The organism is Plantactinospora sonchi (assembly GCF_036422035.1).
GTDB lineage: Bacteria > Actinomycetota > Actinomycetes > Mycobacteriales > Micromonosporaceae > Plantactinospora > Plantactinospora sonchi.
In genome coordinates this window covers 283,663-294,875 of record NZ_JAZGQK010000012.1, presented here as the reverse complement: position 1 = coordinate 294,875, position 11,213 = coordinate 283,663, and the positions used below count along the sequence as shown (strand labels likewise).

10 protein-coding genes are annotated in these 11,213 nt (G+C 74.3%); 6 read left to right on the top strand and 4 right to left on the bottom strand.

Annotated elements, in window-relative coordinates; genetic code table 11:
* Positions 1-21 precede the first annotated feature (21 nt).
* The 5 genes from V1633_RS15475 (at position 22) to V1633_RS15455 (ending at position 5,140) form a co-directional block, all read left to right on the top strand.
* The gene (locus V1633_RS15475; protein ID WP_331215005.1) at positions 22-408 is read left to right on the top strand and encodes a PIN domain-containing protein; all 387 of its coding nucleotides are present in this window, start codon (positions 22-24) and stop codon (positions 406-408) included.
* A gap of 197 nt (positions 409-605) precedes the next feature.
* Complete coding sequence (locus V1633_RS15470; RefSeq protein WP_331215004.1) at positions 606-866, top strand: hypothetical protein; 261 nt, start codon at positions 606-608, stop codon at positions 864-866.
* Between the two features lie 5 nt (positions 867-871).
* The gene (locus V1633_RS15465; protein ID WP_331215003.1) at positions 872-1,738 is read left to right on the top strand and encodes a hypothetical protein; all 867 of its coding nucleotides are present in this window, start codon (positions 872-874) and stop codon (positions 1,736-1,738) included.
* Complete coding sequence (locus V1633_RS15460; RefSeq protein WP_331215002.1) at positions 1,731-4,475, top strand: FtsK/SpoIIIE domain-containing protein; 2,745 nt, start codon at positions 1,731-1,733, stop codon at positions 4,473-4,475. The genes V1633_RS15465 and V1633_RS15460 overlap by 8 nt, the downstream gene beginning before the upstream one ends.
* Positions 4,472-5,140 (top strand): hypothetical protein, encoded by a 669-nt coding sequence (locus V1633_RS15455; RefSeq protein ID WP_331215001.1) that lies wholly within the window; start codon positions 4,472-4,474, stop codon positions 5,138-5,140. The genes V1633_RS15460 and V1633_RS15455 overlap by 4 nt, the downstream gene beginning before the upstream one ends.
* Before the next feature lie 64 nt (positions 5,141-5,204).
* Here the strand turns inward: V1633_RS15455 and V1633_RS15450 are convergent, their stop codons facing one another.
* The 3 genes from V1633_RS15450 to V1633_RS15440 all read right to left on the bottom strand — a co-directional run bounded on the left by V1633_RS15450 (position 5,205) and on the right by V1633_RS15440 (position 8,338).
* Positions 5,205-6,515, bottom strand: a complete 1,311-nt coding sequence (locus V1633_RS15450) for a cupin domain-containing protein (RefSeq protein WP_407952028.1) — start codon at positions 6,513-6,515, stop codon at positions 5,205-5,207.
* A 54-nt stretch (positions 6,516-6,569) separates the two neighbouring features.
* A complete protein-coding gene (locus V1633_RS15445) occupies positions 6,570-6,875 on the bottom strand; it encodes a hypothetical protein (RefSeq protein ID WP_331214999.1) in 306 nt (101 codons plus the stop codon).
* A gap of 440 nt (positions 6,876-7,315) precedes the next feature.
* Complete coding sequence (locus V1633_RS15440) at positions 7,316-8,338, bottom strand: LacI family DNA-binding transcriptional regulator (protein ID WP_331214998.1); 1,023 nt, start codon at positions 8,336-8,338, stop codon at positions 7,316-7,318.
* 328 nt (positions 8,339-8,666) lie between these two features.
* Between V1633_RS15440 and V1633_RS15435 the strand changes: the two genes are divergently transcribed.
* Entirely contained in the window at positions 8,667-10,193 is a 1,527-nt protein-coding gene (locus V1633_RS15435) for a glycoside hydrolase family 43 protein (protein WP_331214997.1), read from the top strand.
* Here the strand turns inward: V1633_RS15435 and V1633_RS15430 are convergent.
* A complete protein-coding gene (locus V1633_RS15430) occupies positions 10,149-11,186 on the bottom strand; it encodes a GNAT family N-acetyltransferase (RefSeq protein WP_331214996.1) in 1,038 nt (345 codons plus the stop codon). The genes V1633_RS15435 and V1633_RS15430 overlap by 45 nt on opposite strands.
* Between the last annotated feature and the right edge of the window lie 27 nt (positions 11,187-11,213).

Here is an 11,213-nt window from a genome sequence, read left to right as displayed (position 1 = left end):
GGCGGATGGCAGGCTGGGCCGATGACACCCGAGTCGCTGCTGGTCGTGGACGCTGCCAACGTCGTGGGATCAACTCCGGACGGCTGGTGGCGCGACCGGGCCGCGGCGACCGCCGGGCTGCGTGACCGGCTGGCTCCGGTACGCCGCAAGGGGCTGCCGGGACTGGCCGCTCCGGTGGAGGTGGTGCTGGTGGTGGAGGGTGTCGCCCGGCGGGTGCCGGCCAGCGACGACGTCCGGGTGGTCGCCGCCGACGGGTCCGGTGACGACGCCATCGTGACCCTGGTCGGCGCGGAGGCCGGCGGCCGCAGGTGTGTGGTGGTCACCGCGGACCGGGAGCTGCGGTCCCGGGTGACCGCACTCGGTGTGGACGTACGCGGGCCGCGGTGGTTGCCGCCGGCCGAGGCCTGACACTCCGACCAGCGAACTGTCGGAGATCCGACTAAGTAGTCATGTGATCACAGAAAGTAGCAGCTAGCCTGAGCTGCGTCTGATCTTGGCCTGCGTCACCGGACCGGACAGCCGGGCAGCAAACGCCCATGCGGCCGCCAACCGGTCCTGGGGATAAGCTCTAATAAGAGCCCTCCCCGCCCCCAGGAGGTTTCGTCGTGGCGAGCGTCGCCGAGCTCAAGGCAGCCATCGATGCCGCGCTCCAACAGATCGGCGACGGTCAGGCCGCGGTCCAGGCCGCGAGCGAGAAACTCGCCGAGGCGCAGCAGACCCTGGCCGGCGCCCTGGAGGGCAGCGGACACAGCACCGTCGACGCCGCCCAGGCGTCGCTCTCCCAGGCCGCCCAGGAGCTGGAGGAATGTCTCGCCGCGACACTCGCCGCGGTGGAACAGGCCCAGCTCTACGTCTCGACGCTCTGATCCGGATGTCCATCATCGAGGAACTCGGCGCCCAGGTCCGGGCCGCCTCCGACGACCTGCCGATCGGACTGGTGGTGGAGGCGCTCGACCGCCTCAAGCTCGCCTCCGAACGGCTGCGCTGGGTGCGGCAGGAGTCCGTCGACCCGCTCGGCGTACCGGAACTCGCCGCCGCCACCGAGCACGCCGAAACGGCCGGCCACGCCATCCGGCTGGCCCAGGACCAACTCGCCACCTACCTGGCGGCGATCGGCCTCGGCCGGGACGGCACCCCGGCCGCCCGGCCGCCGGGTCCCGCCGGGCAGCGACCCGGCCCGGGGGGCGCCCCGCCCGCGGGCGGGCCCCCCCCCCCCCCCCCCCGCCCCCCCCGGCCGGGGGGGGCGGTCCGGGGCGCCGAACTCTTCGACGGCCGGGACGCCCCGGCGGTCGAACCGGACCGCGAGATCACCGACGCGGAGGAGTTGTTGCGCCGGGTGACCACCGGCGTCCGCTCCGGCGACCGGGGCCGGTTGCAGACCGAGCTGCGGGCGGTCGAGGCCAACATCGGACTCGGCCTCGCCTCGGTCGCGCCGCCGGTGCTCCGGGACCTGGCCACCACGCTGCTCGGTCACCCGCCCCGGGCCGCCGACCTGCCCCGGCTGCGTCGGGAGGTCGGCGGCCGGGTGACCGACCTGCTGCCCAACCTGCCCCCTGCGGTACTGGACTCGCTGCTCAGCCGGATCTGCCGGATGCCGCCGCCGAAGACTCCGGTGGAGCAGCCGCATCCCGCCGATCCGGCGGTCGCCGCCGGCATCGTCACCGGACTGCTCATGCAGCGGCTCGGCGTCGACCAACGCCCGGTCACCGCCCGCGCCCCCCGGGACACCCATGCCTGACCTACGGACCCAGCTCGTCACCCGGGTCCGCGCCATGTTGTCGCACGCCCTGGGCTCGTCCAGGACCCGGCTCGGCACGGCGCGCGCCGAACTCGACGCCGCCGCGCAGCGGCTACGGCGTACCCGGGAGGCGGCGGCGAGGGTGCCCGGTCGGGTCGGCGCGGAACGGGACCGCCGGATCGCCGACCTCACCGACCGGTACGCCGCCCAGATCGACCGCCTCGCGGGCCAGGCCAGCGCGGCAGCGGCCCGGGAGGCGCCGGGCGCCGCCGGCACGGACTGGCCCGGGTGGCGACCGACCCCGGTGAACCGTGGCGAGCCGCCCGGCCCACTCCGGATCGGCACGGTACGCCTGCCCGACAGCCCGACGGTCCCGGCCCTGGTGCCACTGCTCGACGTCGGCCACGTACACCTGTCCGGCGCGGACCGGACCGGCTGCGACGACGTCGTCGCCACCCTGCTGCTGCGCTCCCTCGGCCGGGCCGACCCGGGGGCGGTCCGGTTGATCGGCTACGACCCGGAACACCTGGGTGGCGGTCTCGCCGGCTTCGCCCCGCTCTCCACCGCCGGCCTGCTGACCTTCGTCGGCCCCGGTGGCCTGGCCCGGCTCCTCGACGACCTCGTCGACCAGATCCGTCGGATCAACGAGACCGTCCTGGCCGGCGAGTACCGCTCGCTGCGGGAGCTGGCCGCGGCGACCGGTCGGCGCCCCGAACCGTGGCGGGTGGCGGTGCTGCTCGGCGGCGAGGAACTGTCCCGGCACGAACGGGGACAACTGGACCGGGTGGTCCGGACCGGCGCGGCGTGCGGCGTGCACCTGGTGGTGCGGGGCATCGAGCTGCCCCCCGACCCCACCGTCTGCCGGGTGGTGGTGACCGGTGCCGAGGCCCGGCTGGACTCCTGTCCCGACCTGTCGGTACGCCTCGACCCGCCGCCGCCGGCCACCCTGGTCACCGAGACCAGCCGGGAGATCGCCACCCGGGTCAACGCGGGTCCCCCGCCGACCCCCTTCACCGACCTGCTGCCGCCGGTGGACGAGATGTGGCGGGAGGACTCGGCGCACGGGCTGACCGCGCCGATCGGTGACGGCCCGCAGGGCCGACCGGTGCTGCTGACCCTCGGGGACTATCCACCGCACGCCCTGATCGGCGGCCCGTCCGGAACCGGCAAGACCAACCTGATCTTCGCCTGGATCGGCGCGCTCGCGGCCCGCTACTCCCCCGCCGAGCTGGAGTTCTATCTGCTCGACTTCAAGGAGGGGGTGTCGTTCGCCCGGTTCGCACAGGGCCGGCGGGACCCGAGCTGGCTGCCACACATGCGGCTGGTGGGCATCAACGTCAACACCGACCGCGAGTTCGGACTCGCCCTGCTGCGCTTCCTCGCCGAGGAACTGCGCCGCCGGGCCGACGCCGCCAAACGGCACGAGGTCACCAAGCTCTCCGAACTGCGGACCGTCGACCCGCAGGGGCGCTGGCCCCGGATCGTCGCCGTGGTCGACGAGTTCCAGATGCTGCTCGCCGGCCGGGACGCGGTCGCCCGGGAGGCCGCCGACCTGCTGGAGGACCTGGCCCGGCGCGGCCGGTCCCAGGGCATCCACCTGGTGCTCGCCTCGCAGGACGTCCGGGGCATCGAGGCGCTCTGGGGCCGGCCGGCCCTGGTCGCCCAGTTCACCCTCCGGATCGCGCTGCCCAAGGCGCTGCGGATCCTGGCCGAACGCAACGACGCCGCACAGACCCTGCCTCGACACCACGCCGTGGTCAACGCCGAATCCGGCATGCCGGAGGGCAACCAGACGGCCCGGATTCCGGCCGCCAGCGACTGGGGTACCTGGAGCGACCTGCAGCACCGGTTGTGGCGGATGCGGCCACCGGACGCCGCCCCGGCCCGGCTCTTCGACGGCGACGCGATCCCCCGGCTGGACGAGGCACCCGACTTCGTCGCGTTACGCCCGCCGGGAGCGTCCGGGCGGTCCGGTGGTGGTCCGGAGCAGCCCACCGACGGGAGCGCCGAACGGGTCGCGGGCGGTACCCGGGGGCCGGTCGCCCTGCTCGGCGAGATCATCGACGTACAGGCGCGGTCGGCCGGGATGCGGCTGCCCCGGGCACCGGGTCGGAACCTGGCGGTGCTCGGCACCGGCGTGGACGAGGCCTGCGCGGTCCTGGAGGCCGCCGCCCGGTCGCTGCGCCGCCAGCACCGGCCCGGCACCGCCCGGTTCTCGATCGCCTGCCTGGACCCGGACGCCGACACCGCGGCGCGGTCGCTCTACGACGCCCTCGGCGACGACGCCGCCTGGTACGACGAGGAGGACATCGCGGAACTGATGGCCGAGACGGCGAACGGGCTGGGCCGGGGCAGCGCCCCTGGCGAGCCGCACTACCTGCTCCTCTACGCGGTCGACGCGGCGGCCGGACAACTGGGAGTCACCGTCGGCGGGCGGACCGGGCTGGAACACCTACGGCACATCCTGCACAACGGCCCGGAGCGGCGTACCCACACGCTCGCCTGGTGGCGGGGGGTGGCCCGGCTGCGGGCGGACCTCGGCGGGCCGGCGTCCCGTACCGACCAGATCGGTGCCTGGGTCGCGCTGGACGTGCAGGGGGCGGAACTCACCACCGCCCTGTATCCGGCGGCGGGCAGCGGACCCGACTGGTACCCCCGACCCTGGCGTGGCCTGTTCTTCGACCGGGCGGTGCACCGTACCGGCCAGGTGATCATTCCTTACGGGCCGTCCCGATGAGCGGCCAGCCGGAACCCGTCGAGTCGTACGCCCGGGCGATCCGGCAGCTGGCCGAGGTGACCGGCCGGGCCGACGCCGAACGGGCCGAGGCGGACGCCTGGTACGCCCGCCAGTGCGTCGCCGCCGAACGCGCGGTACGGGACGCGGAGCAGGCGGTACGGCAGGCCGAGGCGGAGGTGTCGGCGGCCCAGGAGGAGGTCGACGCCACCGAGGCGGAGGTGCTGCACCTCTGGACCACGCTGCGCGGGCACCTGGGCGCGGCGAACCGGCGACTCGGCGAGCCCCCACTGCCCCGGGCCGGGGCGGTCGGTGACACCGAGGCACTGCTCGACGGCGCCCGTGAGCTGCTGGAACGGGCCCGTACGCCGGGTGAGCTGCCGGGCACGACCCGGCCACTGCTGGCCCTGTTCGGGATCCTCGGCGCGGCCGCCGCGTACGCCCTCGGCCTGGCGGCCCGGGCCGTCGGCATCCGGTACGGCGGTGACCTGGCGGTCGCGATGCCGGTCCTGGGGCTCCTGGTCGCCCTGCTGGGCCCGGTCGTCGGGCTGCTGCCGGCCAAGGTGCTCGCCGAGCGCCGGCACGCCGGACTCGACCTCCGGGCCGGGCTGGTGGTGGTGGTCGCCGGGCTGGTCACCACGGCCGCGCTCTTCGGACTGCTCCGGTGACCCCGGCCCCAGGTGTTAGGAAGGGCCCCTTGTACAACCAAAAGCGATAACAGGGGGCCCTTCCTTACACCTCGACGGCCACCGCCTCGCGCAACAGCCGCCGGGCCAGCACGATCCGGTCCGCGTCGTCGTCCAGTCCTGGCAGGTCGCCGACCCGGGTCACGCCGCCGGAGAGGAACGCCCGGACGGCGCGGGCGCACTGCGCCGGGAAGCTGAGGGTGCGGTCGAACAGGAGCAGGCTCACCCGGGCCGGGGCGCCGTCGGTGGCGGGCTCGGGCCGCAGCTGCCAACGGAGTCCGGCCCGGGGGGCCAGCCGGGTGTCGACGTCGAGCCGGGCGATCGTGGCGGCCTGGGCGAGCGGTCGGATCGGCGCCGGCCGGGCCGCCGGCCAGACCCGGTTCCGCAACCGGTCGGCGACGGCCGCCGGATCGGCCTGGAGCAGCCAGTCCCGCAGTGCCTCGACGGTCTCGGTCAGTTCCGGTTCGAGCTGGTCGACATCGGCGACGTCCATTCCGAAGGGCAGCCCGGCCCGCAGCCGGCGGTCCTCGGCGGCCAGCTCGAGCAGCGCCTCGACGACCGAGTACCGGGTCAACGCCCGGACCCCGACGGTGAGGTGCAGGCTCGCCTCGTCGCGGGCCTGGGCGCTGTGCAGCCAGCCCCGGGGCAGGTAGAGCGCGTCCCCGGGCCCCAGCACCACGTCCAGCGCGGGCGGCCCGTCGGCGATCGCGGACACCTCGTCGGCCCGCCCGCCCCACGGCTGGCGCTCCAGCGGGTCGGGCAGCACCGGCTCGTGGATCCGCCAGTGTTTGTGCCCGTCGACCTGCAGGACAAAAACGTCGTGGGTGTCGTAGTGGGTGGCGAACCCCTGGTTGTCGGGCGGGGTGAGGTAGGCGTTGACCTGCAGCGGCTGCCCCAGGGTCAGGCTCAGTTCCCGGGTCAGGTCGATCAGCGGCGGCCACGTACGGTGCAGTCCCTGGAGCACGAGGGTGGCACCGTCGGCGTAGAGGGCGAGGACCCGTTCGTCGAGTACCTGGTCGGTGATCTCCGCTCCCGCCCCGCCGCCGCCGGTGTACCGCCCGGTCGGCAGCACCTCGCCGTTCCTGGCCACCCGGAGGAAGGGCGCGCGCAGACCGCGCCGGCTGAGCAGTTCGTCGGCGTCGGCGGGGCTGAGCAGGTCGGTGAAGCCCACCGGGTTCGGCAGTTCGGCGGCCCGGGAGAGCAACGGCGCCCGCCCCCAGTAGGCGGCGGCGAACTTCGCCGGTTCGACCGCCACGCACCGGCTCAGCGCCGGTGGCGTCCGGGCGGTGGACGGGGTGGCGCGCGCCGGGTGTCCACCGTCACCTGACGCGCGCCCCGGAGCATCCGGCGCGTCCACCTGGTCGGCCGCCACACCCACCGTTCCGTCGTCGACCATCGTGCCGGCCGGGGCCTAGCGGGCGGCGCTGTCGGCGCCGCCGTCCTGCTGACCCGGGGTCGCACCGGCGTCGGCCGGCCCCTCGGCACTGCCGTCCGCGCCACCGTCGTGCTGGCCGGGGGTGGCACCACCGTCAGCCGGCCCCTCGGCACTGCCGTCCGCGCCACCGTCGTGCTGGCCCGCGGTCGCACCCGCGTCGGCCGGCCCCTCGGCACTGCCGTCCGCGCCACCGTCCTGGCCCAACGGGTTGGCACCACCGTCGGCGGGACCCTCGCCGCCACCACCGCCGGTGCTCCGGATGTCGTCATCGTCGAGTCTCATCGGTGCTCCCTCGCCGTCCAGCGCCCCGACGTGCGGCAGGGCGTCGCTACCGGGTACCCGGTGCCCGATCACCTCTAACCCGGCAAACCGGTGCGCTCCACCGATCGGGCCGGATCGGCGGCGAGTCAGCAGGCAACGCCGAGACTGTGCGACACCGCTGTTCCGCGTGGCAGGCCGCCCCTCTGCCGGGATCCACCGCTGTGCCGCGTGGCAGGCCGCCGCTCTGCCGGGATCCACCGCAGTGCCGCGTGGCAGGCCGCCGCTCTGCCGGGAGCCTGCGGCGACGATCGGCCCTCGTCGCGGGGCCGCCGTGGAGGCCGGACATCCGGTCCGAGGCTGTTCGGCCGGTGCCGGGCGGGTGCCCGCCCGGGCCGACGGTCTACCGGAAGACTCCCGGTAATCCGCCGCGGGTACGGAGCGAGCAGCGCTGCGGGGGCGGGTCAGCGACGCGGGTAGGGTGCCGAGCTGTCCCGGACCACCAGGTCGGTGGAGAGCTCGACACGCGGGGTGTCCAGCGGCTCCCCCTGGGCCAGTCGGAGCACCGTCCGGGCGGCCAGGATGCCCATCTCGGCGAGGGGCTGGCGCACTGTGGTGAGTGGCGGCGACGCCCAACGCGCTTCCGGAAGGTCGTCGAAGCCGACCACACTGACGTCGTCCGGGACGCGCAGGCCACGGCGACGGACCGCCTCGTACGCCCCGAACGCCATCTGGTCGCTGGAGGCGAAGATCGCGGTCGGCGGTTCGTCGAGGTCCAGCAGCGCGCTGCCGCCGGAGAAGCCGGACTCGTGGTAGAAGTCGCCGGGCAGGATCAGCTCGTCCCGCAGGGGGATGCCGGCGGCGTCCAGCGCCGCGCGGTAGCCGTCGAGCCGGGCGCGGCTGCAGAGCAGCCGGGGCGGCCCGGCGATGAACCCGATCCGCCGGTGACCGAGCGACAGCAGGTGTTCGGTGGCCCGCAGCCCGCCGGCCCAGTTCGTCGCACCGATGGTCGGGATGTCGAGGCTCGGCACCCCCGCCGGGTCGACCAGCACCATCGGCACGTTCAGCCGACGCAGTTCGGCGTGCACCGGCGGGGCGAGGTCGCTGGCCACCAGGATCACCCCGTCGGTCGCCCGGGTACGCAGGTTCTGCAGCCACTGCCGGGTGGAGGTGGAGCGCCGGTGGATCGCCGAGACGACGGTGCCGACCCCCGAGGCGTGTGCCACGTCCTCCACACCACGGATGATCTCGACCGCCCACGGGCTGTCCAGGTCGTTGAAGATCAGGTCGACGAGGCTGGCCCCGGCCCGCGGTCGGGTCGCCCGGCGCCGGTAGCCGTGCCGGCGCAGCAGCTCCTCCACCCGCTCCCGGGTCTGCGGGGCAACGTCGTTGCGGCCGTTGAGCACCCGGGAGACCGTCGGCACCGATACCCCCGCCTCCTGGGCGATGGCGGTGATGGTGATCCTTCGTCCTTCGTCGACCGTCACGGGGCAGCTCCTTCGTTGAGGCTCCAGCCTACGACCGAAACACTTTCGAGGGTGAACCGGCGTCCCCACCGCGCGTTCTCCGTATTTTGCCCCAGCTTCCGGGGTTGACTGTCCGCACAACGGGCCATAACGTTCCGATCCAGTTACGGAATTATTCCGGAAAGTTTTCGCCGGAGGGATCGGTAATGACGGTGACCCGTACTGCCACGAGGACGACCCTCCGCGCCGCTCCGGCCGAGCACCCGGCACCACGCCCCGGCGGCCGGACCGGCACCCCCGCACTCCGAACGACCGGCGACCGGTAGCCCACCCGGGCCACCGACGACCCATGCGAACCTTCGCCAATCCGGTCATCCCCGGCTGCCACCCGGATCCGAGCGTCTGCCGGGTCGGCGACGACTACTACCTGGCCTGCTCCAGCTTCGAGTACTTCCCGGCGGTGCCGATCTTCCACAGCCGGGACCTGGTCTCCTGGAACCAGCTCGGCAACGTGCTCGACCGGCCCAGCCAACTCACGCTCTCGCCCGGCACACCGTCGTCCGGCGGCATCTACGCACCGACCCTGCGGCACCACGACGGCCGGTTCTGGCTGATCACCTCGAACATCCCGCGCGGCGGGACCCTGCTGGTCAGCGCGGAGGACCCGGCCGGGCCCTGGTCGGAACCGGTGCCGCTGCCGGACGTCACCGGCATCGATCCGGACCTGGCCTGGGACGACGACGGGAACTGCTGGTGCACCACCGCCGGCGTCGACCAGCGCAGGATCGATCCGGTGTCCGGAGCGGTGCTGAGCCGACCGAAACGGATCTGGTCCGGCTCCCCCGGCGCCCAGCTGCCGGAGGCGCCACATCTCTACCGGATCGGCGACACCTGGTATCTGCTGATCGCCGAGGGTGGCACCGCACGCGGCCACGGCATCTCCGTCGCCCGGGGCCCCGCCCCGGACGGACCGTTCGAGGCCTGCCCGGCCAACCCGATCCTCAGCCACCGCAGCACCGACCACCCGATCCAGAACACCGGACACGGCGACCTGGTCCAGGCCGGGGACGGCTCATGGTGGCTGGTGTTCCTCGGGGTACGCCCGCGGGGCGGCACACCCGGCTGGCACGTACTCGGGCGGGAGACCTTCCTCGCCCCGGTGACCTGGTCCGACGGCTGGCCGGTGGTCGGCCCGGTCGATTCGGTGATGCGGGCCCCGGACCTGACTCCCGCGCCGGTGGCCGCCGCGCCGGCCCGGGACGACTTCGACGCGGTCGCGCTGCACCCACGGTGGATCTCCATCCGGTCCCGACGGCCGGAGGACGTCTCCCTGGTCGAGCGGCCCGGTTGGCTGACCCTGCGGGCCCGGGGCGGTTCCCTCGACGATCCGAGTGCCACCTTCGTCGGGCGCCGGCAGGAACAGCACGACGTCCGGGTACGCGCCCTGGTCGACGCCGGGCGGGGCCGGGGCGGACTGGCCGTACGGCTCGACGAGCAGCACCACTACGCGGTCGAGGTGGGCGGCGGCGAGGTGTGCGTACGGGCCCGGATCGGTCCACTCGCCCAGCGGCTCGCCAGCCAGCCGGTCTCCGGCCCGGTGGTGCTCTGCGTCGAGACGTGGGCGTCGGGCCCCGGCATGGACCACCCGCGGCAGGAACCGGACGTGGTACGGCTCGGCTTCGAGACGCCCGACGGCGGCTTCGTGGCCCTCGCCGAACTCGACGGTCGTTATCTCTCCACCGAGGTCGCCGGTGGTTTCACCGGCCGGCTGATCGGCTGTTACGCCGCCGAGGGCGTGATCCAGATCGACTGGTACGACTACCGCTTCCTGTCACTGGACCGGCTCGCCCTCGCCGACGACCTGGTCGACGCCTGAAACCGGGGCCGGCAGCGCTCCGGCGTCCCCCGGGCCCGCCTCGACGGTCCGTTCGAAGGTGTCCACCTCGTAGCGGGTGGTGAGGCCGACGGACCGGTAGAGCCGGACCGGCTGGTTCGGGTTGCTGAGATCCACTCCGAGGCCCGCGTACTCGCGTCCCTTGCCGGCGTAGCGGGCGAACGCGTGGCCGAGCAGGGCGGCGCCGACTCCCCGCCGACGGTGGGGCCGCAGCACGGCGAGCTGTTTCACCCAGCCCTCGTTCTGGTCGAGGTTCTGGTCGGCGGAGCGCAGCGCCCCCGCCGGTTCCCCGTCCACGGTGGCCAGCAGCCACTCGTCCCAGGAGACGCTCGGCAGTGCGGCGACCTGGCTTCGCCACTGCTGGTAGCTGGTCGGCTGGTGGTCGCCGGTGTCCCGGAACGCGGTGTCCAGGATCCGGTGGAAGATCCGCAGTTCGGCCTCGTCCGAGGCGTCGACCGGGCGGATGGTGACACCCGCCGGCGGGGGTGGCGGCACGGCGGTCAGCCCGGCGAGCGGCCGGCGCATCCGGGCGTACCGTTTGACAAAGCCGAACCCGGCGTCGCGGAGCGTGCCGATCCACCGCAGCTCGGTCGGGATGGCCATCGCCCGCACCGTCATCCGGTCGTACCCGAACTCCGCCGCGCGCTGCGCGGACCGGGCGAGTTGACCGGCCAGCAGCGGCCGCTCGGCGGCGACGCCCCGCACCGGGTGCACGTAGACGGTGACGCTCTCCCGTGGTCCCCCGGTGGAGTCCTCCAGGTACGACCAGGCGACCACCTCGCCGTCCGGAGCCACCGCCAGCCAGGAGTCGCGGGTCGGGTCCAGCCCGGGCGCGGTGAGCGCCTCCCGGACGTCGTCGGCGCTGAAATCGGGGTGACCGAGTGCCGCGATGTCGCTGGCGTGCACCACGGCGAGGATCGCCGGTACGTCGTCGAGGACCGGCCGGCGCGCCGACCAGCCGGAGGGAAGCCGCATGGGCAGCATCCAACCATCGCCACCACC